The organism is Vibrio sp. V15_P4S5T153 (assembly GCF_963874485.1).
Classification (GTDB): Bacteria; Pseudomonadota; Gammaproteobacteria; order Enterobacterales; family Vibrionaceae; genus Vibrio; species Vibrio anguillarum.
The window spans coordinates 31,409-57,517 of sequence record NZ_CAWNHR010000022.1 but is presented as its reverse complement, the minus strand read 5'-3'; the positions used below and the strand labels follow the sequence as shown (position 1 = coordinate 57,517).

General features: G+C 43.3%; 22 protein-coding genes and 1 pseudogene. 10 read left to right on the top strand and 13 right to left on the bottom strand.

All coding sequences use genetic code 11. From position 1 onward, the window contains the following. Positions 1-48 precede the first annotated feature (48 nt). Positions 49-1,353, top strand: coding sequence for an inosine/guanosine kinase (locus tag AACT42_RS23910; protein WP_013867964.1), 1,305 nt, complete (start codon positions 49-51; stop codon positions 1,351-1,353). A 292-nt stretch (positions 1,354-1,645) separates the two neighbouring features. Beyond that, positions 1,646-3,360 (top strand): annotated as a pseudogene (locus AACT42_RS23905) (EAL domain-containing protein). 120 nt (positions 3,361-3,480) lie between these two features. Here the strand turns inward: AACT42_RS23905 and AACT42_RS23900 are convergent. The 6 genes from AACT42_RS23900 to AACT42_RS23875 all read right to left on the bottom strand — a co-directional run bounded on the left by AACT42_RS23900 (position 3,481) and on the right by AACT42_RS23875 (position 12,127). Then, positions 3,481-4,200, bottom strand: a complete 720-nt coding sequence (locus AACT42_RS23900; RefSeq protein WP_094133301.1) for a carbonic anhydrase — start codon at positions 4,198-4,200, stop codon at positions 3,481-3,483. Positions 4,201-4,358: 158 nt separating this feature from the next. Next, a complete protein-coding gene (locus tag AACT42_RS23895; RefSeq protein WP_094133300.1) occupies positions 4,359-6,041 on the bottom strand; it encodes a pyridoxal phosphate-dependent decarboxylase family protein in 1,683 nt (560 codons plus the stop codon). Positions 6,042-6,094: 53 nt separating this feature from the next. Continuing rightward, the gene (locus AACT42_RS23890) at positions 6,095-8,005 is read right to left on the bottom strand and encodes a methyl-accepting chemotaxis protein (RefSeq protein WP_019280802.1); all 1,911 of its coding nucleotides are present in this window, start codon (positions 8,003-8,005) and stop codon (positions 6,095-6,097) included. A gap of 269 nt (positions 8,006-8,274) precedes the next feature. Continuing rightward, positions 8,275-9,204, bottom strand: coding sequence for an agmatinase (gene speB / locus AACT42_RS23885; RefSeq protein WP_094123951.1), 930 nt, complete (start codon positions 9,202-9,204; stop codon positions 8,275-8,277). Continuing rightward, positions 9,205-11,115 carry an arginine decarboxylase gene (gene speA / locus AACT42_RS23880; protein WP_026028213.1) on the bottom strand — a complete coding sequence of 637 codons (1,911 nt, stop codon included), beginning with the start codon at positions 11,113-11,115 and terminating at the stop codon, positions 9,205-9,207. It lies immediately after the preceding gene. A 187-nt stretch (positions 11,116-11,302) separates the two neighbouring features. Further along, positions 11,303-12,127 carry a tetratricopeptide repeat protein gene (locus tag AACT42_RS23875; protein WP_235800204.1) on the bottom strand — a complete coding sequence of 275 codons (825 nt, stop codon included), beginning with the start codon at positions 12,125-12,127 and terminating at the stop codon, positions 11,303-11,305. A 339-nt stretch (positions 12,128-12,466) separates the two neighbouring features. Between AACT42_RS23875 and proV the strand changes: the two genes are divergently transcribed. The 6 genes from proV (at position 12,467) to AACT42_RS23845 (ending at position 18,350) form a co-directional block, all read left to right on the top strand. Further along, positions 12,467-13,654, top strand: a complete 1,188-nt coding sequence (proV, locus tag AACT42_RS23870) for a glycine betaine/L-proline ABC transporter ATP-binding protein ProV (RefSeq protein WP_094132135.1) — start codon at positions 12,467-12,469, stop codon at positions 13,652-13,654. Between the two features lie 2 nt (positions 13,655-13,656). Next, on the top strand, positions 13,657-14,763 hold the full coding sequence (gene proW / locus AACT42_RS23865; protein ID WP_013867973.1) for a glycine betaine/L-proline ABC transporter permease ProW: 1,107 nt from the start codon (positions 13,657-13,659) through the stop codon (positions 14,761-14,763). Next, a complete protein-coding gene (proX, locus tag AACT42_RS23860; protein WP_017043349.1) occupies positions 14,760-15,767 on the top strand; it encodes a glycine betaine/L-proline ABC transporter substrate-binding protein ProX in 1,008 nt (335 codons plus the stop codon). The genes proW and proX overlap by 4 nt, the downstream gene beginning before the upstream one ends. A 6-nt stretch (positions 15,768-15,773) precedes the next feature. Further along, entirely contained in the window at positions 15,774-16,304 is a 531-nt protein-coding gene (locus AACT42_RS23855) for a MarR family winged helix-turn-helix transcriptional regulator (RefSeq protein WP_013867975.1), read from the top strand. Positions 16,305-16,440: 136 nt separating this feature from the next. Beyond that, positions 16,441-17,007: a mechanosensitive ion channel domain-containing protein gene (locus AACT42_RS23850; protein WP_094132134.1), complete on the top strand. Its 567-nt coding sequence runs from the start codon at positions 16,441-16,443 to the stop codon at positions 17,005-17,007. Next, the gene (locus tag AACT42_RS23845; RefSeq protein ID WP_017046070.1) at positions 17,004-18,350 is read left to right on the top strand and encodes a magnesium transporter; all 1,347 of its coding nucleotides are present in this window, start codon (positions 17,004-17,006) and stop codon (positions 18,348-18,350) included. Before AACT42_RS23850 ends, AACT42_RS23845 begins: the two co-directional genes overlap by 4 nt. Positions 18,351-18,472: 122 nt before the next feature. Here the strand turns inward: AACT42_RS23845 and AACT42_RS23840 are convergent, their stop codons facing one another. The 6 genes from AACT42_RS23840 to AACT42_RS23815 all read right to left on the bottom strand — a co-directional run bounded on the left by AACT42_RS23840 (position 18,473) and on the right by AACT42_RS23815 (position 23,729). Then, the gene (locus tag AACT42_RS23840; RefSeq protein WP_094132133.1) at positions 18,473-19,888 is read right to left on the bottom strand and encodes an aspartate kinase; all 1,416 of its coding nucleotides are present in this window, start codon (positions 19,886-19,888) and stop codon (positions 18,473-18,475) included. A 48-nt stretch (positions 19,889-19,936) separates the two neighbouring features. After that, entirely contained in the window at positions 19,937-20,323 is a 387-nt protein-coding gene (locus tag AACT42_RS23835) for an ectoine synthase (RefSeq protein ID WP_013867980.1), read from the bottom strand. Positions 20,324-20,332: 9 nt separating this feature from the next. Beyond that, a complete protein-coding gene (gene ectB, locus AACT42_RS23830) occupies positions 20,333-21,598 on the bottom strand; it encodes a diaminobutyrate--2-oxoglutarate transaminase (protein WP_047689962.1) in 1,266 nt (421 codons plus the stop codon). Between the two features lie 11 nt (positions 21,599-21,609). Next, a complete protein-coding gene (gene ectA, locus AACT42_RS23825) occupies positions 21,610-22,176 on the bottom strand; it encodes a diaminobutyrate acetyltransferase (protein WP_017046068.1) in 567 nt (188 codons plus the stop codon). 490 nt (positions 22,177-22,666) lie between these two features. Further along, positions 22,667-23,176: a hypothetical protein gene (locus AACT42_RS23820; RefSeq protein WP_094132132.1), complete on the bottom strand. Its 510-nt coding sequence runs from the start codon at positions 23,174-23,176 to the stop codon at positions 22,667-22,669. Positions 23,177-23,216: 40 nt separating this feature from the next. Next, positions 23,217-23,729 (bottom strand): nicotinate-nicotinamide nucleotide adenylyltransferase, encoded by a 513-nt coding sequence (locus tag AACT42_RS23815; RefSeq protein ID WP_026027468.1) that lies wholly within the window; start codon positions 23,727-23,729, stop codon positions 23,217-23,219. Positions 23,730-23,833: 104 nt separating this feature from the next. Between AACT42_RS23815 and nadE the strand changes: the two genes are divergently transcribed. Next, complete coding sequence (gene nadE / locus AACT42_RS23810) at positions 23,834-24,664, top strand: ammonia-dependent NAD(+) synthetase (protein WP_094132131.1); 831 nt, start codon at positions 23,834-23,836, stop codon at positions 24,662-24,664. Positions 24,665-24,757: 93 nt separating this feature from the next. Here nadE and AACT42_RS23805 read toward each other — a convergent pair whose 3' ends face one another. Then, positions 24,758-25,219 carry a TetR/AcrR family transcriptional regulator gene (locus AACT42_RS23805; protein ID WP_013867986.1) on the bottom strand — a complete coding sequence of 154 codons (462 nt, stop codon included), beginning with the start codon at positions 25,217-25,219 and terminating at the stop codon, positions 24,758-24,760. A 510-nt stretch (positions 25,220-25,729) separates the two neighbouring features. Here AACT42_RS23805 and AACT42_RS23800 point away from each other — a divergent pair. After that, positions 25,730-26,032, top strand: coding sequence for a YfcZ/YiiS family protein (locus AACT42_RS23800; RefSeq protein WP_010318562.1), 303 nt, complete (start codon positions 25,730-25,732; stop codon positions 26,030-26,032). Positions 26,033-26,109 lie beyond the last annotated feature (77 nt).

The window sequence follows — 26,109 nt, the reverse complement described above, 5'->3', positions numbered from 1 at the left end:
TCATATCCGTGATATGATGCGGGAAATTTTCAATTCTCATTTTTCAACATGAAGTTTCCTGGACAGCGTAAATCTAAGCACTATTTTCCGACTCATGCTCGTGACCCTCTCGTCAATCAAATTCAACAAACGGCTATGCTCCACCGCCCAACAGTGGTCGGTGTTGGGCAAACCATTGTTGATATTGAAGCTCGTGTAGACAATGAGTTCTTAGAGAAACATCAATTGAGTAAAGGTCACTCACTGGTGCTCGAAGAGAGCAAAGCCGATGCGCTCTATGAAGAGCTAGTCGAACGAGGTTTAATTACTCACCAATACCCGGGAGATACGATTGGCAACACACTGCACAACTACTCTGTGTTGGCCGATAGCAAATCCGTTTTGCTCGGCGTGATGTCCAAAAATATTGAAGTCGGCTCATATAGCTATCGTTATTTGTGTAGAACCTCATCGCGCATGAACCTAAACCATCTTCAAACTGTCGATGGTCCTATCGGGCGTTGCTACACCCTAATTTCTGATGATGGAGAGCGCACCTTCGCCATTAATGAAGGGCATATGAATAAACTTCGCCCTGATAGTGTTCCTGAAGAGGTTTTTGAAAAAGCTTCCGCTTTAGTTGTTTCTTCTTACTTAATGCGTGGAAAGCCCGAAGATCCAATGCCACTTGCGGTCAAACGCGCTATTGAGATCGCTAAATCCAAGCACATTCCAGTGGTGTTAACCCTAGGCACTAAGTATGTAATTGAAGGTAATGCGAAGTGGTGGCAAGACTACATCAAAGAAAACATTACAGTCGTCGCCATGAATGAAGAAGAAGGTGAAGCGTTAACTGGTGAGAAAGATCCACTGCTTGCGGCTAACAAAGCACTCGAATGGGTAGATTTAATCCTCTGCACCGCGGGGCCCGTGGGTCTTTATATGGCTAGCTACACCGATGAAAGCGCAAAGCGCGAAACTGAATTACCTCTCCTACCGGGTAATATTGCTGAATTTAACAAGTACGAATTTAGCCGTGCGATGCGAAAACAAGACTGCCTCAACCCAATAAAAGTGTATTCACACATTGGCCCTTACTTGGGTGGCCCATTGGAAATCAAAAACACTAACGGAGCGGGAGACGGAGCGCTATCGGCTTTATTGCACGATATGGCCGCGAATAGTTATCATCAACGCAATGTTCCAAACTCTGCCAAACATGATGTGCCGTACCTCACTTACTCTTCGTTATCTCAGATCTGCAAATATGCAAACCGTGTCAGCTACGAAGTACTCACACAGCACTCTCCTCGTTTATCGCGAGCATTACCAGAACGTGAAGATAGCCTAGAAGAAGCGTATTGGGATCGTTGAATCGTATGACTTCTACATGAATAAAAGCGACAATTTGTCGCTTTTATTATTTCCACAACGAATAAACCGCACGATGCGATCCTACGTTATTTAAGTCTCACCATTTCGTTTCAGAAATAACAACTTCCGTGAAATAAACTGATAACTTGTGCCTAATTGATGAATCAATAGTTTTATAATTGAGACATCTTAGTACAAGCGTTATAGTACTCTTTAAAGATGAGTCATAAAGGTTTTGGCTCAAGACTCACAATTATCATCCATTGCTGCTTTCGCTTGAATTAGGATTAACATGACAATGTCATTTCCGCAGGAAGAGTATTCAATTTCAGACCTAGACAGTGCCGTTGCAAAGCAGCGTCTGGTTCATATTCTCGATTTTTTTAGTCAAGGTCTGTTTTATATGAGCAGCGATGGAAACATGGTGCTCTATAATCCAACGTTTTATGTACAATTTGGTGTAAACAGCGAAACCATTTCCTATGCTGATTGGCTGAGTTTAGTGCATCCTATGGATCGTGCACTGCTCAATAGCCGCGTCGACGAGCATATCAACACCACTGAATCAAGGGAAACGATTCAATACCGAGTCAAAAAAGCGAATGGTCAATATATCTGGTTAGAAGGGAATGCGGTCACAAAAAGTGTGAACGGTGAACATTTTATGGTGGGTAGCCATAAAGACATCTCCGATCAAAAATTGATGGAAGATTACATTCATCAAGCTGCATTTTTTGACAGCTCATCAGGCCTCTATAATCGAAGTAAATTACTGCTCGATATTGATGAGAAGGCACTCAAAATTGGAGACCCTTACTCACTTATCTACATCCAACTTGAAGATATTAAGTCTTATCTCAATCAATACGGCTCAGATATTGTTAAAGATTTACTGAATCACGTCGTCAGTGCACTGCGTGAACTGCCCGATGAATTTGCTGATTTTTACCGTATTCGCTCTGACGATTTTGCCATATTACTTAGAGGAGAACGCTCATACGATGAGCTCAAGCATATCTGCTCTCAAATAATGAAGCACTACTCGAAATCAGCCACGGAGCATGGGCACCTCTATGGTAATGATATTAGCATTGGCGTCTATCCCGAGATAAACCGTGCTATATCTGCCGATGAGTTGTTAAATATTGCATCACGAACTTGCCAATTTGCCAGTGCCAAAAATCATTCTCGTATCGAAATTTACAGTGGCCGAATTCAAAAGAACGTTGATCGTTATTTCTTCATCGAAAGAGGCTTAAAGGAAGCATTAGCTCAACGTTCATTATCTGTGAAATTCCAACCCATTATTCATGCACAATCAGGACAGGTATCCAGCTTTGAAGCCTTAGTCCGCTGGCGCTCAAAAGAGTTTGGTGAGATTTTCCCGGACGAATTTATTCCCGTTGCAGAAAAAAGGGGCTGATTGTTGATTTAGGCTATTTTGTCTTCAAAAAAGCCTGTGAGTTTATTGGCCGTTACAATAAACAAAATGGGGTCAATATTCGGGTTAATATTAATGTTTCAGTCCTGCAACTTCTGAAAAGTGACTTCCCACAACAGATACTAACGATGGCTAAGGCTTCCGCTGTATTGCCCTCTTCTATTGTGTTAGAACTGACGGAAACTGTCATACTCGATGGCGATAAAAATGCGATTAACCAGCTTCACTCCTTAAATGAAATGGGGTTTCAACTGTCGCTGGATGATTTTGGAGCTGGTTTTAGCTCACTCAATAGCTTCTTTGATTTGCCCCTCAATCAAATTAAAATAGACAAAAGCATTGTATGGAAAACACTGACCAACCCAGCATCAGAACAATATTTAGCCTTTCTCATCCAGTTTTGTCACACCAATGGCGTCGACATTGTTATTGAGGGGGTTGAAAATGGCGACATGTACCAAAAATTTAAAGAGATGGGGGCAACTTATTTACAAGGCTATTGGTTTTCAAAACCACTATCTTTAGCCAGTGCAAGCCGCTATACATTAAATGCCGTCAATGGATAAGCACAAAAAATAGCTTAGCTAAATTAAGCACTTACACCTAAAATTTGAAGAAGCAGAGCGGAAAGGAAGTAGTAAACCCTGTGAGCCCGACTGCGACTTCAAATCGCTTAAAGAACGTTGTTATTCTTTTTCTAGCACTAAGCGAGCATTGTGAGCTTGTATGGGCCGATTGTTATTTCCCATCACACTATGTAGTGCTGTACTTTGTTGCTGTGACAAACTTTTCGGCTGCTTGACCACCAACCATCTCACGCCTTCACTGCAAGGCGGCGTTGTGAGTGACCCATTAAAACGGTAATACTCATCTAGCTTAGGTAACAGTGACTGTACTGCTAACCCTTTTGCTAACTGCACACTCGTCCCAACTTTAGGCAACTCTGCAGTAAGCTGGGCTAATGGTTCATTCTGTGCGCCCGTTTCAAACATCACCGCCAAAACTGCCAGATTGCCAGCCGCATCAGCATGCACAAAATGCGCTTCTAAAGGATATTGATGTCCTTTAATTAAGTTTTCAGAAGGGGTATGGAAGTGAAATTGTTTGAGTTCAAATTCTGTACCATCCACTACCAGTGTATTTTTCCCTGAAACTGAGGCTTGCAGCGTGTGTCCATTGTTGGTCAATGTACCCACAACGCCTGAATAGTGGATATCTAAAGATTTTAAATCAGCTTCAACGAGGCCATTGATATCAATTGGGCTTTGATTTTTGCCCATTTCACAAATTTTAGAAACATGTCCCCAATGTTCAGGGCCACGTTCACCTTCATATCCCCATTCATTTGCTTGCGCCACATAGGTAAAGCAAACGCTAATTGCTAGAGTCAACAGTTGTTTTTTCATTATCGTTCCTTGAGACAGCTTGTTATCTAAAATGTAACATTCAGGTTAATATCACGCGCACATGGTAATACATTCTTCATACCGCATCCGTGGTGAAAAATAACATTACATTGACGTGACTAGTCATTCATTTCAGTTCGCGCTCACCCTTTCCATGGCTAGCGCCGAACAATGTTTTGGCAAAACTGTTCGATATGTTTTCGGGTGGTATTGGGGTTCATTAAAACCGCTTTTTCTCCCGGAATATGTAAACAATGTCCAGTGTCATCATAATGAGTGCGCGCAATCGAATCGACCCAATTGGTGTTGAGATGCTGGCCTTTATGAGATAAGAACTGATGACGATGGTAGAGCGTATTCTCTACTATCGAATCAACCATAGAACCCTGACGTGCGACGTTCATTTCTTGATCAAACATCGATTCAGCACACGTCACTTTCTGTGGGTCATAGAGACGAAAAGTAACACTTGGCCCTTGGTTTTCTACTGCTGCCACCTTGCAGTGTGGTAGAGCGGCTAATTGGCAGCGTAAATAATTAGCATTTTGCAATGTATGACCAATCACGGTTTGGTAGCCTTCGATACCTAAATGTTGCAGTGCTGAATAGGCAGAAAAAACACCCACGGCACTGCGTGAACATTCAATGGTCGATTGCAAATGGCTCTCTTCTCTTTGAGCATGTTCAAAGTAGGAGTAATAACCGGGATCTGTTTTTAATACCGCGAGATCGTGTTTATTTTTGAGCATCACCAAGCTGGAAGTATAAGGGACATAACCCCATTTTTGAAAATCGACCGTAAATGAATCCGCTAATTGTAAACTTTTAATCCTCGGCAATAAGGATTCAATACCCGTCAGTGTTGCCCGATTAAGCGATAAAGGGTTGCGTTCAAAATCATACTCTTGAAAAAACAACATACTCCACCCAACAGCAGCATCAACATGAATATGTGGTTTTATCGAAATCGCATATTCTTGGCATCTTCTTTCTCTTATCGCATAAACCTGTTCAATATCATCAGTTGCGAAGGTATCGGTACTGCCAAATGTCAGCATTATGCTAGGAACAGCAATGCCATTTTTAAAACAGAAAATCAATTGTTGGTCTAATTCAGCCAAATCCATTTCATTGTTATCTTTAACTTTGATCCGAATCGCTTTACCTTGAACATCAACCCCCAACAACGACAAATTTGTCATGTTTGAATAGTGACCTGCTTCTGAATTGAATATCCTGTAATCTTCTCCCGCCAAACCATTCAGAGCTGACTTTGGCAACACTTTTCGAATACCTAATAGATAGCCGTACAAATTACAAAATGTACCTCCTTGTGTGAATACTCCAGTCGCTTGATCACTATCATAACCAGCTAAATGCGCGATTTGCCGCACGACTAATTTTTCCAGTTCAATGGCATCTCCCGCATATTCGCTATAAACCAAGTTAGGGTTGGCGATAGTCGCAAGTAGCGCACCGTGAATGGCCGGATCACAAGGTGTCGAGATCACATTTTCCACTGAGCGAGGGTCATCCCAGTTTTTTGAACGTTTGGCTGCATAAAGCGCTAAGTCGTTAAAAGGGTGAATGGCGTGGCTCGAGTGTCGAGGAATGGTGTTTGAATGCCGTAATTGTTGCTGCAATGCAGTATTTACCACGGTTGGCGCATCAATTTTTCGCTCTTCAAGCCAACGGGCGATCTCATGAATACGATACAAAGGCCAACGATTGGGATCGCGAGCAAAAAAATGCGCTTTCACTGTCTGGAAAATTTGCTCAAACGCAGGGTTCAGTTGGTTGGCGTGCTCATCTAGCCACACGCTATAATACGCTGTTTTCATGATGCTCTCTCCATGCTTAATCCCAAATAAAACGCCGCGTTAGCGGCGTTTTATTACTTTAATTTAAAGTTGGAGACCAAGCGGTCAAGCTCATGGTTTGAGTAAGAGAGTGACTCTGTAGCACTAACGGTTTGTCTGCCACTCACCACCAATGATTCAACGATGTCTCTTATCGCTAGCATATTGCGACTGAGCTCTTCTGCGACTGTACTTTGCTGTTCGGTCGCAGCTGCGATCTGGGTACTGAGATCATCAATTTCGGACACGGAAGTGCTCATGATGTTTAAACTACCAGAAACTTCGGACGTTTTATCTGCTGTGGTTTGACATTGGTTTTTAGTTTTGTCCATTGCGGCTACAACGCTATCCGTCCCTTCAAGTAGCTTGGCCAGCATATCTGATATTTCAGTAGTGCTGTTTTGCGTTCTTGCCGCTAAAGCACGAACTTCATCTGCAACCACCGCAAACCCACGGCCTTGCTCACCCGCACGCGCCGCTTCGATCGCCGCATTCAACGCAAGCAAGTTCGTTTGCTCTGAAATAGCGCCAATCACGGTCAATACTTCGCTGATCTTGATCGCATCTTTGTTCATATTGGCAATGCGCTCAGACATCTGTTCAACATCACTCACCAATGAGCTGACCGTTTCAACCGCATTATTCACAATAATAATCGATTGTTTGGCCTCTTTGCTCGCCGAGTCAGTAATGTGATTCGATTGAGTGACGCTCTCTGCCACAGTACGTGCACTTTCACTCATTTCAGTAATAGCCGTCACTACTTGCTCTGTTTCAGATGAGTGCGAAAGCAGCATCCGCTCATTTTCCTTTGCCGTTTGACCTAACTGTTCAATATTAGAGGAGATGTTTTGACTGGCATCAGATATTTGCAACATCATTTTTTGTAGATTTTCTGAGAATAAATTGAAGCCTTGGCTTATCTGCGCTAAGTCATCATCACCATTCACCTCCAAGCGGCGTGTCAAATCACCAGAGCCTTTCGAAAGATCAAGTACCGCTTTTTTCAGGCGTAGCAAAGGCTTGTAGATATAATTAAGAATGACGAAGATTGCCGCAACGCTGATAATGAGCAAAGTCACTCCAGTGTAAATAGCACTACTTTGCGCTTCATACACATTAGCTAACGCTGTACCTTTGTCGACGAACACCATCATGGTCCAGTACATGTTATCGGTTAGGTTAACGCGCTTGAAATAACCATCAAACTCAATACCTAAATAAGGAAATGACAAATGACCAGCATCTTGCTGGCTAAAAAGTTTCTCCATTTCGAGGAAATTAGGGCTGACTTGCGAGGGCGTTCGTCCAATATCACTAGGATCATCACTAGCAAAAAAGACAGCATTCTTGTCGGTTAGTGTCGCTGCACCGCCGGCAAAGCGCATATTACTGACTTGGACAATGACTTCATCCAGTTGGATATCTCCCAGCAAAACACCAATGAAACGGCTTTGTTGGTAGACAGGCATAACTACACTAATAACCTGTTTACCGGTGATTTTATCTTCATAAATTTCAGTTACCTGAGCAGTTCGAGAGGTTTTTGCTTGCTGATACCAATCCCTACTGGTGAAATTTTGTTGACCTGTAACAACTCCGTTGTCTTTGTCAAACGACATATAGGCACGGCCATCGTCATACGCCATAATGACATTTGAAATTTGCGCACTCTCAGCTAACAATCGAACTAAGTTGACATTCTCTTGATCAGAAAGAGCAGATCGGAAATGTTGTGAACCTTTAACTACGGCTTGATAACGTGTTTTCACCCAAGATTCGAGTTCAGAAACGTGATAGTTGAGCTTGTTTTGAGTTTCTGTGGTTAAAGAAGTAATCATCTTCTCTTTTAACGACAGCATGTTGATGGTGCCCAAAACGATTAAAGAAATCGCAACGAGCAGTGCTACGCTCACATATATTCTGCTTTTAAAACCTAAAGTCATAGATTCACCCTCACCGTGTAACAGCTAGAAAGATTAAGGTGAAACTTGATCATATTATTAATATGAATGGTAGACCAATGAGACACCTAGCCAACCTAATAAAATTGGTACACGGCGAACACTTATGCAAGTTATGTCATTAATATTTATTATTGAGTGCGCAAAGTGAATTTTACATTAGAAGACAACATGATGATTTTTAATGGAAATACGTTGAGATGATGGTTAAGAAAAACGCGCAGTGGTGATGCTGCGCGCTGACTTATTTTTTATGACGCCACATTTGGCTTAGAAGCCCAAACGTAAAGCAGCTCTAGAGCAATTGTCGCACCAGCCAAAGCCGTTAGCTCACTTTGATCGTACGGAGGAGAAACTTCAACAACATCCATTCCCACCAAATTAATACCGGCCAATGCACGAATGATTTTCAGCGCTTTATCGGAATTCAATCCACCACATACTGGCGTACCCGTTCCAGGAGCAAAAGCGGGATCTAAACAATCAATATCAAACGTTAGGTATACGGGTTTATCACCAATAGTTTGACGAATATTAGCGACGATCTCTTCCACTGACATATCATTCGCTTGCATCGCATTGATGACATTAAAGCCGTGGCCTTCCTGTTTGTATTCGGTACGAATACCCACTTGCACAGAATGCTTGGCTGAGATTAACCCTTCCTTCGGCGCATGATAGAACATAGTGCCGTGATCATAAGCGCTGCCATTGGCATAAGTGTCTGTATGAGCATCAAAGTGAATCAATGCCATTTCGCCATAATATTTGGCATAAGCGCGCAATATAGGCAGCGTGATAAAGTGGTCACCACCTAAAGCAAGCATGGTTTTGCCACTTTTTAGAATTTCGCTAGTCGCTGCTTCTAAGCGATAAGTGAAATCTTCAGCGTCACCACAATCAAACACCAAATCACCCGCGTCGATCACTTTGGTATCTTGGAACAAGTTAAAGTTCCAAGGAAACTTTTTACCTTCCCATGCAAGGTTCACTGAAGCGCGACGAATCGCATCTGGACCCATTCTCGCCCCCGGGCGACCTGATGTAGCCATATCCAAAGGTACGCCCAGTACCACGACATCGGCATCTGCACTTACTGGGTCTTTAACATAAGGACGACGTACAAACGTCATCGCATTGGAATACAGGGAATAATCAGTTTTAGTAAACAAATCATTCATTTAGAAATCCTCTAGATAGGTATAACCGCTCAAGCCTTGCTCAAGCTCTTGCAATACATTTTCTTGTTCTTCAATCGCCACACGCTGGCTAACTAATTCGCGGTAGTTTTTACGGATGGCATCCACATCAATATGAACATAGCGCATCATATCTTCAACCGTGTCTCCTTCGTTGATCGATACGATTTCAGTTTCGCCATTCTCTGCCATGTTCACCACCACGCTGTGTGTGTCGCCAAATAGGTTATGCATATCACCTAAGATCTCTTGATAGGCCCCTACAAGGAAGAATCCCATCAAATACGGTTCATCGGCATTCCATGCTGGCACTGGCAGCGTTGTTTCAATACCTTGCCCCTCGACGTATTGCTCGATGGCACCATCAGAATCACAGGTGATATCCAGCATCACGGCGCGGCGATCTTCCACTTTTTCAAGGCCAGACAATGGCAACACAGGGAAAACTTGGTCGATTCCCCACGCATCTGGCAATGATTGAAACAGTGAAAAGTTAACAAAAAACTTATCCGCCAAACGCTCATTCAGTTCATCCAAAATAGGACGATGGAAGCGGTTTTTGGTGCTCATTTGCAGTGTCAGTTCGTGATAAATGCGCAGCGATAGCTGTTCAGCCCAAGCACGGTGTTGAAGGTTAATAACGCCAGTCGAAAACTGGTTGTGCGCTTCCGACAGATCGCTTTGCGTATCGTTGTAAATTTCAATCAGTGCACGCGCATCAGAGCCTTCACTTAAGCTTTGCCAGTTACGCCACATGTTTTGTAGCAATACCGGAGCTTCTTCACCGACTTCTGGAATCTCTTCTGGGTAATACGCTTCTGTACCAATAACATTAGTGATAAGTACGGCGTGGTGCGCGGTAATCGAGCGGCCTGATTCAGAAATAATGACTGGCCTTGGCTGACTATATAACTGGCACACATCGCTCACCGTGCTTACGATATTGCGTGCATATTCAGCTAAACCATAGTTCATCGAGTTGGATGATTGACTGCGTGTACCGTCGTAGTCCACCGCCAAACCGCCACCCACATCGAAGAAGTCAATCTCCGCACCAATATCACGCAGCTCGCAGTAAAAACGCGCCGCTTCGTTCACGCCATTACGCACATCACGAATATTCGCCATTTGCGAACCTAAGTGGAAATGCACCAGTTGCAATGCTTCTAGTTGCTGCTCTTTTTTAAGGCGTTCGATAACGGTCAACACTTGAGATGCAGAAAGCCCAAACTTCGATTTTTCACCACCACTCGCCTGCCATTTCCCCGCGCCTTGAGAAGCTAAACGAATACGGAGCCCTAAACGTGGTTTCACGCCTAGGCTTTTCGCTTCTTTCAGCACGAGATCCAGCTCAGACAATTTTTCCAAAACGATGAATACTTTATGGCCAAGCTTTTCACCAATCAGGGCCAGACGAATGTATTCTCTGTCTTTGTAGCCGTTACATACAATCACTGAACTTGCTTGTTGGGCTAAAGCCAATACCGCCAATAATTCTGGCTTACTGCCCGCTTCCAATCCAAGCTGTTTAGTCTCTAGCTGCGCTTGGCTGGCTAAAATCTCATCTACCACTTCTTTTTGTTGGTTCACTTTGATTGGGTAGACCAACAGGTAGTTGTTTGGATATTGGTATTCTTCAATCGCCTGATTAAAGGCGTCACAAATGTTATGTACGCGTTGATGCAGGATCTGCGGAAAACGTACAAGCACAGGCAAATTTAAATCACGCGCTTCAAGCTGCTTTACGATCGAACTCAAGGGGGTTTGGTGCGCCTTATCATGGCGCGGCGAAACATAAACTTCGCCTTGATTGTCAATACCGAAGAAGCCTTGGCTCCAATAATGAACATTGTAGTCAGCGCGAACGCGATCTAATTTGGATGGTTGTTCCACATCTAATCTCACAAAAACAGAGAGTAAAAAGTGAATCAGAAAGTCTGATATCACGACTTGACGCCTGTAACGTCAGGCGCATTAACGGTTAAAAGCGTATGTGTGTCTAATGATAATAATTTGTCGTTAAGATTACGTTTGATTATCACCAGTTCGCTATAAAAAGTGGATGAAATTTAATACAAAATCAAATGTTGCTACTGATAAGCTCGTCAAACTTCTTATTGCCGTGTAGCCCTTCTAAATCAGCTTCTTCTGCAATTAAATCTCGCAATGAAGCGCTAATTTCCGTGGCTCTTTGTAAATCCTCAATCGCTTGTTCTTCGGCTCCGATACGCGCATACGCACATGCTCGTTGGTACAAGGCTGGCGCATTAGCATCATCTAACTCTAGCACGCGATTACATAGGCTCAGTGCCCAGTAGTATTCCCGAATTTCCATCGCAGCATCTGCTTTGTATGTCAACGCTTCCAAATCTCCGGGACGGATTTTTAAAATTTCGTCATACACTTCAATACGCTGCTCTGGTGTTTGGACACTTTGTGCTCTCAACCATAAGTTATGGATTTCATTAATAATTTCAATTTCACGGTTGTTTTCGGTAATGATGCGTGTTTTGCGCTTAAGATCTCGCTCCAAGGCGAGGAATTTTTTCTCATATTCCTGCGCAATTTGATTTAGCCGTTTATCGGCCAGCTCACGCGTGTTGTGCTTCACTTCTTTAAGTGACTGCCAACCAATTAATGCAACTAATGAGGCAACACCAGCGATGACATAGAAAAAATAGGTCACCGTCACATTCGAGTAATTCAGTGACTTGTCTGCAACGGACAGTTCTCTGTCGGTAATTTGAATCGTGAGTCGTCGTTCAAGATCTTGTTGATCTTGTCTTAACGCTTTCAACTCATCCAATATGTAGCGCTCAACCAGAGGACGATCCAATATTGGCGATTCAGAATAGGGCTCTTCCTGTGCCAGTGTTGGGAAAGACGTTAGCACTATCAGGAACAAGAATAGCGGCAATAATTGCCGCACAATCGGTTGCTCATTTATTTTTCTCACTCTCTACCTCTTTCATCAGACACGTTGTCGATTTATTCGTCGCCATTTTCAAATCTGCACACCGATGGACCCAAATTTCTCTGGCCTGTCATCCACATATAACCATTTTAACTCAAACTATTTTTTGTTTTTTTAAATTTATTTTTGATATAAAAAATCAGTAAGTTAATGGAAAAATAGCTAATGACAACTGGGTTAAAACTTGAAAACCGTCAAATTAATGTTTAGTGTACTATACATATTTACGGCTAAACATTAAATAGCCATGAAGAACAAAGGATGTAAATCATGTCACCCGTGTTAGAAGTTAAGAACCTCTACAAGGTATTTGGAGAGACTCCGCAACAGGCTTTCCCGCTGTTAGAAAAAGGGTTGGATAAGGACCAAATTTTCGAGCAAACCGGACTCACTGTTGGGGTCAAGGATGTGTCTCTTTCAATCAATGAAGGGGAGATTTTTGTCATTATGGGTTTGTCCGGTTCAGGCAAGTCCACTTTAGTTCGATTGTTGAACCGCCTGATTGAGCCAACCCAAGGAAGTGTTTTACTGAAGGGTAAGGATATTGCCCATATTTCAGAGCAAGAGCTGCGCGATGTAAGACGTAAAAATATCTCAATGGTATTTCAGAACTTCGCACTCATGCCACATATGACCGTTCTTGAAAACGCTGCCTTTGGATTGGAACTATCAGGAGTAGTGGCTCATGAACGTAATAAAAGTGCAAAAGAAGCGCTCGCTCGGGCTGGCTTAGACGCCTACTGTGAGTCATTCCCTGATGAGTTATCGGGTGGGATGAAACAACGCGTTGGTTTGGCCCGTGCACTCGCCAACGACCCTGACATTTTGTTAATGGACGAAGCATTTTCTGCACTCGACCCGTTAATCCGCACCGAAATGCAAGATGAACTAATCCGCCTGCAAAATGATGATAAGCGAACCATCGTTTTTATTTCTCATGACCTTGATGAAGCAATGAGAATTGGTGACCGTATCGCCATTATGCAAGATGGCATCGTCGTACAAACGGGCACGCCCGATGAAATATTGCATCATCCTGCTAACGATTACGTCAGTTCATTCTTTCGTGGCGTTAATGTTGCCAGTGTTTTTTCAGCTAAAGACATTGCCCGCAAAAAACCCGCGGCCGTTTTTAAAAAACACGACAATGATGGCCCAGCTGCAGCAATGCAGTTACTGATGGATCATGACCGAGACTACGGAATTGTAGTTGACCGTACGAATAAATACTCTGGCATTGTGTCGCTCGACTCTCTGAAACAAGCTCTCAAGCAACAAACATCGCTTAGCGCGGCTCTACTGCCTGACATCGTGACGGTTGATCCGGAGCTGTCTGTTAGTGAATTAATCAGCCAAGTGGCTGAAGTCCCCTACGCCGTGCCTGTTGTCGATCAGCAGGGAAATTATTACGGCGTGATCACCAAATCACGCTTATTGCAGACTTTGGATAGGGAATAATTATGACAACGGAAACCAACATTCAATCCACAGAGGCGCTTGACCCATGGGCGTCTGCCGCGCAAACGCCTGTCAGCAGCGATCCTTGGTCAGCGACTACTGCATCCCCAACTACAGCAAGCGATTGGTTGAATGGTGCAACCGACGCTCCCGCGCCTTTCGATTGGCTGCACCCATTTCAAGATGCAATTATCCCCTTTGATCACTGGGTTGAAACCGGGCTGGGTTGGTTAGTGGAACACGGTAGGCCATTATTTCAAGCTGTCAGAGTACCTGTTGATTTTATTTTAAGTTCATTTGAAACCACGTTAGTTTCAACGCCAGCGCCTGTGATGTTGTTGATTTTATTTTTGATCACATGGCAACTTGCTGGACCTAAAATGGGTATCGCTTCATTAGCCTCACTGATTACGATTGGATTAATCGGAGCGTGGTCACAAGCAATGGTCACCCTCGCCTTGGTCATGACCTCGGTATTCTTTTGCCTATTGATTGGCTTGCCACTTGGGATTTGGCTGGCCAGAAATCAAACGGCTGCAAAATTCATCCGCCCCGTTTTGGATGCGATGCAAACCACGCCCGCATTTGTGTATTTAGTCCCGATCGTGATGCTGTTCGGAATTGGCAACGTACCTGGCGTGGTGGTAACCATTATTTTCGCCCTGCCACCGATTGTTCGTTTAACCATATTAGGTATTCAACAAGTTCCGGAAGAGCTTATCGAAGCTGGCCATGCATTCGGCGCAAGTCCAAAACAGATGCTCTACCGTATTCAGTTACCACTAGCCATGCCGACCATTATGGCCGGTGTCAATCAAACACTGATGCTATCGCTGTCGATGGTTGTGATTGCATCCATGATTGCTGTCGGTGGCTTGGGGCAAATGGTTTTGCGTGGTATTGGCCGACTTGATATGGGACTCGCTGCCGTGGGGGGACTTGGCATTGTCATTCTCGCCATCTTACTTGATCGCCTAACTCAGCATATCGGTACAGAAAATCGCGATCAAAAAGTACGCTGGTATCAAACCGGCCCTATCTCACCCTTTTATTTACTGAAGCAAAAACTGACTCATCAGAGTGCCAACAATCTAGGAGAACAGAAATGAATTACGCATGGAAGACGTTAATCTCAACCAGTTTAATCGCATCGGCGGCATTACCCATCAGCGCTTGGGCTGATAAACTTCCTGGCAAAGGTATTAGTGTACAACCCGTACAATCGACAGTGGCTGAAGAAACATTTCAAACTCTCATCGTGAACAAAGCGATGGAAGCGCTGGGGTACGATGTCAAACCGACCAAAGAAGTCGACTACAACGTGGCTTATACTTCGATTGCCGAAGGCGATGCAACCTATCTCGCCGTTGGGTGGTTTCCTTTACACGCCGACAAATACTCGATGGCGGGCGGCGACGCTAAGTTCTATCGAAAAGGTCAATATATATCAGGAGCAGCGCAAGGCTACTTGATTGATAAAAAAACGGCAGATAAGTACGGTATTACTAATATTGCTCAGTTAAAAGACCCTAAAATCGCCAAGCTATTTGATGCAAATGGCGATGGTAAAGCAGATTTAACTGGCTGCACACCCGGTTGGGGTTGTGAGATGGTGATTGAGGAGCACTTAACCGCCTACGGTTTACGACCGACCGTGACTCACAACCAAGGTAACTATGCCGCTATCATTGCCGATACGATTTCACGCTATAAAAAAGGCGACCCTATCCTTTATTACACTTGGACACCTTATTGGGTAAGTGGGGTTTTGGTCCCTGGTAAAGATGTCACTTGGCTTGAAGTCCCTTTCTCTGCCCTACCTGGTGAGCGCAAAAATATCGATACAACCCTACCCAACGGAAAGAACTTCGGCTTTGAGATGAACAGCATGCTGATTGTCGCCAATAAAAAATTCGCTCTAGAAAACCCAGCCGCAGCAAAACTTTTTGAAATCATGAAGTTGAATATTAATGATATCAGTGCACAAAACATGATCATGAGTAAAGGTAAAAACTCTGCCAAAGATATTGAAGCTCATGCCAATGGTTGGATAAAAGCTCACCAATCTGAATTCGATTCGTGGATAAAAACCGCCAAAGAAGCCGCTAAGTAAGAGAGTATGGAGCCACCCATATCAAAAGGGTGGCTCTGCTTATTTTCAAGGAGGAAAGTATTGGATATTCATGAAGAAGTACTGGTCGCTATACGCCAAATTATTCGTGCGACAGATCTCCATTCCAAAAAAATAAACAAAGATTTTGGCCTCACTAGCCCCCAACTATTGTTAATGCGTGCGATCCAAAACTCGGCCGATATGACCATAAAGCAACTCTCCGATCATACTAATATGAGCCAAGCTACAGCGACCAGCATTTTGGATCGCTTAGAAAAGCGCGCACTGATCATTCGAGAGCGAGATCAACAAGATAAACGTAAAGTTCATGCATTGTTGACCCCAACAGGAGATGAATTATTACTCAAAGCACCCACACTGCTAAAAGATAGCTTTATTGAACAATTTCAGGCGTTAAACGCATGGGAACAAACTCTCATTCTCTCCACTTTACAGCGGTTATCGATGATGATGAAAACACCAGAAATAGAAGCATCGACGCTATTGTCTAGTCTAGAACCCGATGATCCTCTCTAGTTTTTATTCGACCGACTAAAGCAAATTGGTTACTTTTTTCTCAGCCCAATTCCAATTATCAACCTCAGCCAGATTAGAGGTTGTAATTGACTGAATTTCGGTTATTTTGAACCAAATCTCCTTTTTCTGATTCGTCATGGAATACTTAGACTTATTTCAAAAAAATTATCAATGGATCATCACGATCATGGCGTTGCTTATTTATCCTAAAACAGCCAGCTACACCGTGCGATGGTTTGAGAATATGGTCATAGGCAAAGTCGATATTCATCGGCTTAAACGAGCACGTTGGCTGGTGAAGACCTTACTCTTCTTGGTGTTAGTGTTGACTCTGCTAATGATGTGGGGCGTGGAACTGCGTGGGTTATTGGTTGTTGGCTCATCACTTTTTGCGTTGCTTGGCGTCGGTTTGTTTGCAGGTTGGTCTTTGCTGAGCAACGTCACCTCATTTCTGGTTTTATTTGTACAAAACCACTGTCGCATCGGTTTATGGGTGCGAGTGGTGGATGGCGCAAATTTTGTTGAAGGTAAAATCGTCGACATGAACCTACTCAATGTCGTATTAGAGAATGTTGATGGCAATACAGTGCTCTATCCAAACAACCTCTTTATTGTTCGCCCTGTGATTGTATTAAACAAAACTCCAGAAAAAGCCGTAAAAAAAATCGTGAAGAAACAACTTCCTATCGGAGTAAAACGTTGAACGAATATCAAGACCTTTCACTGCATATTGAAACGATTTCAAAAGCCGATGAGCAGCAACAAATCGACTTACTCGGCGAGTACGTGGAAAGTGGGCTTGATGAAAGCTCGATCGCAATCATCTTAGAAGCTTTTCCTGTCGAGCAGCGGGTACGTCTGTGGCGTAGCCTACCCTTAGAGCTACACATTGATGTACTGACAGAGATGCGTGCTGAAGTACGTTTTTCTATCATCAACGCACTGTCAGAAATAGAACTAAAACTGACTCTCGCCAAACTCGATAACTTATCTCTGCTCGAATGGGCCGATTCTCTGCCTGATGAAATCATCAGTGAAGCGCTGCGCTTAATTAGTCGCGACGAGCTTGAATTATATGATCAAGCCAATGCCTATGAAGATACTGAAGTTGGCCACTGGGCAAACCGTAAAGTGTATACCTTGCCTTTCAGCATCAGTGTCGACAAAGCCAAGATACTATTGGAGAAATATCATTATGACTCTCCACAACATATCTATTTGATCAACAAAGCAAAAAAATTCCAAGGTATCGTGAGTTATACAGAAATTTTGCTTGCTGAAAGCAAAACTTTACTGAAAAACATCAAGCAAGATGATCTCTTTACGCTGAATGCTCACCAGTCACTTTCTGAAGCAGTAGAAGCGTTAGAACATTCCCAATTGCCGACCGTCGCCATCATTGATAACCATGAAATCTTAGTGGGTGAAATTGACTGGCAATTTGCCCTGAGTACACAACGAGAGATTTACGAATCACGCTTAATGGCTGGTACGGGTATGGATGAAGGAGATGACTTATTTGCACCCATCATTAAAAGTTCTAAAAAACGAGGTCTTTGGCTCGGGATCAACCTGCTGACCGCCATCCTCGCTTCGGTCACTATAGGTATGTTTGAAACGGTCATCTCGCAAGTTGTCGCGTTAGCGGTGTTGATGCCAATTGTTGCCTCGATGGGCGGTATTGCGGGAAGCCAAACCTTAACCTTGATGGTACGCGCCATGGCATTGAACCAAATTACACCGGGTAACCGTTTTGCGTTGCTCAAAAATGAAATTGGTATTGGTTCCATTAACGGTTTGTTATGGGCGTTGATCATTGGTGCCTTGGCAGGGCTCTGGTTCCAGTCAGCGATGATTGGCGCCACCATTTCACTAGCCATTGTCGTAAATATCATTACCGCCGCGCTGTTTGGGGTACTCATCCCGATCACGCTTGATAAGTTTAAGCTTGATCCAGCATTAGCGGGCTCTGTCATCTTAACCACAGTAACGGATGTTGTCGGCTTCTTTGCCTTCTTGGGCACAGCAAGTTTAGTGATGTTGTAGCTTTCCAAACCGCTTGAAACCTAATCGAGCTAAGCCACTTAAAAAAACAGCCGCTCAGAAAGTAAATCCCCCAATCACGTAAATTACGATGCGATTGGGGAATGATACTTCAATCTGAACCGCTAGGCCGCTTTTTTGGTAGATAGCAGTTTCGCAATCAACACATCATGTAAAACACAAATCGCGTGATTGTAATCGTTGTCTTCTACGACGAATTGTACATTGACATTACGCATCGACGAGTGAGCGGCAATAGGGCTAATTTTTGCGTTCACTAATGCTTGCATGCCTTGCGTTAATGCGTTGTTGGTGTTCATTGATGCACCGATTGCGGAAATGAGGGCGACCATTTTTCCTGATGCGGATGCATTCGGGTAGCGCTTCTCTATTTTGTACAACACGTGGTTTAAGTTATCGCTGCTGCCACTGAGGTAATACGTCATCGAGTTTGCATTCATCTCTTTACCAACGAGATGTACCTTAGCTTCGGCGATCACTTCCATCAATTCATAACTGGCATTATCAATTTTCCCGACCATGCTTTGGTCAAAAATATGCAAGGCGAACACTTTGTCCTTGCCCGCAATAATCTCTACCTTATTGTTCTTAGGCTTATGAACATTGGAAATGAGAGTACCTTTATGCTCTGGTTCGAACGTATTTTTGATTCTGAGCTCAATCCCCTGCTGACGCAGCCCAGCCGCCGCATTCGGATGAATCGCTTCCATACCTAAATTAGCCAGTTGGTCTGCTACGTCAAAGTTCGTCAATCCCATCGGGCTAACCTTATCTGCGCCTACAATTCTCGGGTCTGCGGAGCTTAAGTGATACTCTTTATGGATGATCGCTTGCGTTGCGTTGGTTAATGCGGCAATGCGGCTAAAGGTCATTTCACTATAGCCACGATCATAGGTTTTCATTAATCCTTCATTACAGTAAGCGTAGCCAGTCACGATTGGCAATTGCGTTGCTACATCAATGTCTTCGAAGGCAGCCAAAATCACCTCATCTAAGCTTCCTGCTTGCCCATTATTCCACCCGGAGAGATCAATGAAGCATGCATTAATCCCAAGAGTTTTTAGCTTCAAACTGGTGTTATAGGCACTATGAGCCTCGCCTATTGAAGATAAAAATTCTCGCACCTGAGGCAAATACTGACGCAATGAAAACTGCCCGTATTGACACGTTTCTAGAATATTATTAATGCAGTTGACTGCTTCTGAGATCCGCGAACGAATAAATTTATCCGCGCGAATACGACTCATAGGATCGGCGAACAAATGCTCATTAATCAGCAACATACGTTGCTCAAGTTGGTACATGGCCTCTTGCCATTGCGTATCATGTTTCGCGATCATCTGGTAAATACCGGGCTTGCCAGTGCGTTTGCATTCCAGTAGAGCATCGGTAATGGTTGCATACGCTGATACCACAAACACTCGATCATAAGGGTGATGAGGCCTTAGTAAAATATTGTCGAGTACAGCATCAAAAGCGCTCATTGATGTTCCACCGATTTTTTCTACGGTGTAAGACATGGGATCTCCTTTTCTTTTAAATTGGATGCAGTGAATCGTCGCGAGTGATTACTCAATGATTGGGTAAACACCTTTTTCATCATGCGTTTCAGTTCCTGTCAGTGGCGGGTTAAAAACACATGCCATAACCATATCTGCACCAGAATAAGCTCTTAAATAGTGCTCGTCATGTTGATCAAGGATGTACAAAGTGCCAGGTTTTATCGGGTAAGTTTCCCCTCCTATTACTTCGATTTCCCCTTCACCTGACATGCAATACACGGATTCCAAATGGTTTTGATAGTGGATATGGGTCTCGCCGCCTTTAAAAATGGTCGTAACATGGAATGAAAAACCCATATTGTCATCTTTCAGCAGCATACGAACGCTTTCCCAAGTTTGAGCAACAACCCGGCGCTCACTTTGACGACACTCTTCTAATGTTCTAACAATCATTTTTTATTCCTAAGATGCTTTTTTAATTAACTGAGAGGCTAGCTCTTCTACCGCTTGAGCAAAAATATCTAAACCTTGGTCGAGTTCGGTTTCCGTGATAGTGAGTGGACAGAAAAACTTAATCACTTCGTCATTTGGGCCTGCGGTTTCAATCACCATCCCTAGTTGAAAACAACGACGAGCAATTTTATGGGCGATCTCACCACTGCTACATTCAATGCCTTGCATTAGTCCACGCCCTTTGTGGCGGTTAAACAGTGTGGGGAAACGACGCAGTGTGGTTTGAATAACATGCGTCACTTGCTTGGCTCGATGTGCGATATGAGTGGTAAAATCATCATTTGACCAATAGGTTTCCAGCGCTTTTGTAGCGGTTACAAAGGCGTGATTATTACCGCGAAAGGTTCCGTTGTGCTCTCCCGGTTTCCACACATCTAACTCAGGTTTCAGCAGCACAATCGCCATAGGTAACCCATAACCACTGAGCGATTTCGATAGCGTCACTATGTCCGGTTTTATTGCTGATGGCTCAAAACTGAAAAAGGTTCCCGTACGTCCACAACCAGCTTGAATATCGTCAACGATAAGCAAAATGTCGTTTTTCTTACAGAGACGACTTAAGCGTTGCAACCACTCGTTGGACGCGCAATTCAAGCCACCTTCGCCTTGGACAACCTCCAATAATACCGCAGCCGGTTTGTCTAAACCCGATGAGTTATCATTCAGCATATTTTCAAATAGCGACAGGCCATCAATATTGGCATAGCCATCATAAGGGAGCCGCGTCACGCCACCTAAGCTAAGCCCAGCGCCGCCTCGATGATGTTGATTTCCTGTTGCGGCAAGTGCGCCATAAGAGCAACCATGAAAGCCGTTAGTGAAAGCCACAATATTACTTCTCCCCGTGGCTTTTCTGGCCAGCTTCATTGCCGCCTCTACAGCATTAGTCCCAGTTGGACCAGTAAACTGCACTTTGTAGTCGAGGTTTCTTGGTTCAAGAATGAGACTTTCAAATACCGCGAGGAACTCAGCCTTGGCAGAGGAGTGCATATCCAAGCCGTGAGTAATACCGTCTTTATCAATGTACTCCAATAGCGCCTGCTTAAAGAGGGCGTTATTGTGACCATAATTTAACGAACCAGCTCCAGCCAAAAAATCTAAGTAGCGATCACCAGAATCGGTAAATAGCCAGCTCCCTTTTGCCGTAGAGAAAACCACGGGAAAGTGATTGGCATAAGATTGCACGTTTGATTCTTTCTTTTTAAAAATGTCCATAACGATGATAATTATCCTGTTAAGTTAGAACGAGGTTTGAGCGGAATGCGGTACAAATACTCGGTATCATGTTCACCTTCAAAGTGACGAGTTTGATCGAGAAAGGTCGATACCTCTCCTTGCTCGCCATGTGCTCGATCAAACTTCTTAAAGAGGCTCCATGAACCTTGATTGTTTTTCGTGATAGTCGTTTCCAATACACGAACATCAGCCATAACGTCACGAGCGAGCAATTCATGTAACAAATGTGAGGCAAGCCCTAGCCCACGAGCATTTGGATGCACGGCCACTTGCCAAATAAACAATTCATCAGAATTGTCAGGCTTTAAATAGGCCGAAATAAACCCCACGGTTTCGCCATTTCTTTCCGCTAAGATGCAGGTCTCTTGAAAGTGAATCGCTTGTAGGAAATTACAGTATGAGGAGTTTTCATCTAAGGGAGGACATAGCCCAATCAAATCATGTACACGCTGCCCGTCGGCTTGATTAGGGGTACGAAACGTCCATTGTTCTGTCTTTGTTTGCATAATTTCCGGGTATGCAACCCAAGGTGCTGCTGTAATCATTGTCTGCCACATGAATAGTTAGAGCTCTAATTAAAAACCTCTATATAAACTAACAGTACAAATGAAAAATTCAACCCAAAAATTCAAAAAAATAACAACAATAGATATAAAGCACTGATTCAAAACGAACAAATAAGCTTGGGTATTTAACTAAAAAACCACCAATTAGTTAGATGTGTAATCAAATAAAAGTGAGATAGCAGAGCGAATGTGATTGAACCTAGCGGCATTAGCAATCTGAGTCATTTTTGCAGTTTGCATTTGCAGCCTGCAAAAATTTTCTTGAGGAAGTTTGAAAAAACAAGGAAACAATAGCAACTAAGCGCTATAAAACTTGGCACGTATGCTGCAATAACTATATCGACCCTTCTTAAGCCGAGGGTCACCTAGCCAACTGACGTTGTTAGTGAATACTCTTTGTTCACAATTTACATAGGCCAATCGCGAATATTGCGGTTGGCTTTTTTGTTTTCTGAGGGAGTGTGTTTACTGAGGGAAAACGTTAGAAGGGAACTTCAATTTGCATCATGACAACGCTGTCGAAATCTTCATGCCAACGATAGTCAAAACGCATGCGCGGCTCACCCGCTTTTTTCTCGCCAAAACCGATACTTAGCTGTAAGCCGTGACTCATTAACCACTCTTCGGTTGACATATCACTTTGCTCGTCAAGCAATTCAGAGGGTATCCAGACTCCAAAGCCAATGTAGCTTGTGGCCAGTTTCTGAGTAAACAGGGGATCCGAATCGGCTTTTAAAAACCAATCGGCCCAGTAAGAAGAGTCGGCTGGAGATTCTTCAAACAAACCTAAAGCCAGCAGTTGTTTCGATGCGTAGCCCATACTATCTAATACAGAAAAGCAGACGCCCGATGCGGGTAACATTGTTGGGCTACTATCTGCACCTAGTGTTAATTCTAACTCTGGCGTTAATAATGAACCGGAATAGAGATCGCAAGCTTCCGTCAGCGACGAAAACATGATTAACGCACAAACAGCCACATTTAACTTCATGAATGCAAACAGCTCCGACCACGAAAAGGGCGTGGATTGTCTAGTAAAGTTTTCTTTGCTGCAAGATTTTCCTAACAGAGATAGTCGTTAAATCGGTAATGTCTAAATTTTCAGCTAACCGCTGACGAATATCAGTACTACGAATCGCGACTTTTTCAGGACAGGCCATGACTGACCAGCGTTGCAAGATATCTTGAGCTTTATAGAATTTCGCAAAATTGAACAGATTATCCGGGCCCATTACAAAAGTAATGTCAGCATCAGGTGATTGTTTTTGCAGTAATGACAAAACAGCATGAGTTGTGACGCTCTGCCCGGGCTGTTGCAGTTCCTCTTCGACTATTGAGCGTTGTATCTTATCTGACTGCAAATCACGAATAAAAGCATCAATAAGCTCACAACGGATCTCATAACTGAGCATCTGCTTACCCCAAGCGTGTGAAATGCTCGGTACCAACAGAATTAAATCGAAATGGCTTAGCGATTCAATCACACTTTTATGTCCTAAGCTCGGAGGGTTAAAAGCACTCCCAAAGACGGCAATTTTGGTCATAGCAATCCTATTCAAGTCTGAAAACCATTTTCTCGGTTTTCTAATCTGATGATTTCGGTATGATACACCAAAGATTTATATTGCTTGCAGGAAAAGGAACCCTAATGGAACAAATGATCCGTGATGAGATGCGTGTTCTCTCATCCATTGACCCTGTTTATGAAATTGAACGGCGCGTTGAGTTTATTAAACGCAAATTGGTTGAATCTGGTTCTAAGTCTTTAGTGCTTGGCATCAGTGGTGGCGTCGACTCAACAACGTGCGGCCGTCTAGCCCAGCTCGCCGTGACACAACTCAACCAAGAATACGCGGTTAACGACTATCAGTTTATCGCCGTTCGTTTACCCTATGGCGAACAAAAAGATGAGGATGAAGCGCAGCTTGCTCTCTCCTTCATTCAACCTACACACTCAATTTCGGTCAATATTAAAGCGGGTGTAGATGGCCTGCACTCAGCCTCTCTTGATGCGCTACAAGGCACAAGCTTAACTCCAACTGACAGTGCCAAAATTGATTTCGTAAAAGGAAATGTAAAGGCGCGCGCTCGTATGGTCGCGCAGTACGAAATTGCAGGTTTTGTTGGTGCGTTAGTACTCGGCACGGATCATTCCGCAGAAAACATCACCGGTTTTTATACTAAATTTGGTGATGGCGCGTGTGATTTAGCACCACTTTTTGGCTTGAGTAAACGTCAAGTGCGCGCGGTAGCGGCTCAATTAGGCGCACCACAACAATTGGTTCAAAAAACACCCACCGCGGATTTAGAAGAGCTCGCACCACAAAAAGCAGATGAAGATGCGTTAAACTTAAGTTATGACCAAATCGATGATTTTTTAGAAGGGAAGCCTGTTTCACAGCACGTGATTGACCGTCTTGTCGCGATTTACACAGCAACTCAGCATAAACGTCAACCGATCCCAACGTTGTACGACTGATCGACACAATCTCTCTATAAAAAGCACTAAAGCCAACTTCTCAGTTGGCTTTAGTGTTAAAGTCGACAATACAAGCTTGCACAAAGTGCCAAATTATTGACTCATTTTAATCAGTGATTTACCAATCAGCCACTCAAGCTCCCTTGCGCTCTCTTTGCCAAACTGTACAGCCACCGTTTTGTATAACCGATCAACACCGTTTGCTGCAAATTCATCCGCATTTTCAGTCGTCACAACATGATGAAATAATAAACGCAAAATAGCCAAAAATTGTGCATTTTCCAGCGCATTTATCCAGCTATTTGAAAAACTTGAAAGGTCATTTTCAAAATCTAAATGCTCAACAAACAGCTTAAAAATCCGCCCATCTAAAGCGGCCGTAAAATCGGTTTTCTTTGGAAAATGGTGGCTAATCCCCGTTCGTGAAACCCCTGTTTGCTGACTCAACGTGGTATACGACATTTTGTCGTAACCCAGTCTCAATAACTGATCGACAACAGCATCCATTATTCTCTGAATGGTGATTTCAGTATCTTCTTTACTACGCTTTGGCATGGTCCAGACTCTTCTCTTTTTTATTAATCCATCTAACTCAATTGCGATGATAGTGCCGTTTCGCGAATCACCCCTCGTGGCATGGCATTTTCTGTCTAAAAAACCATCCCTTAAAACAGTAAATTCAAACCAGAATTATCTTGTTAAAAGCGTTATCTACTGGCTTGTTACTGTCACTCCTTTAGCTATCACTAATGAAACTTAAATTTCCAGTTTATTAGTCATCACCACTAATGGATGAAGCGCAATTTATAATATTAATAATTGTTTCAACCGAATAATCGTACAATCGTCAACAATTCGCAACGAACTGAACACTGTTCTGACAAATTTATGACACAAAAACTAGTGATTATTTGAGCAGTATCACACTCATTAATTCATAACGATGGCTAAAAACTTTCGAACAACCAAAATAAGACGCGATTTACCCCAAACCTGATTGGCTTTTTGTGGCTGATAAACGATTTGCCCGTTAGAATGTCCATACATTTACTAAGAGGATTCACAATGAGTATCGAAAAAGACGTTGATATCCAAGTCTGCGAAGCATGTGGCTGCGCTGGCGAAATTGGCTTTATTATCAAAGAAGGTGATGAAGTTGCCGAAGTGATGGTCATGGCACCCAACAAAGCTCAGCTAGAAGCTGAATTTGAGAAGTACCTCGCTCTTGCCAAACAAGTTTCAGATAATGTTGAGTTTGAAGTTTCACCGTTAGATGATAACTCTACTGAATTGCATGCACGTTTCAAATTTGAAGTCAGTGCCGAAAAACTTATTTTTGAACTGAAGTCGCGCTCTTTGGCTCGTTAATCTAATTGCTCTTAGCGGGCCTAATCATGGCTCGCTTTTTTATCGCCCAAGCACTTTGCTTTCTCATCCTAGGCAAT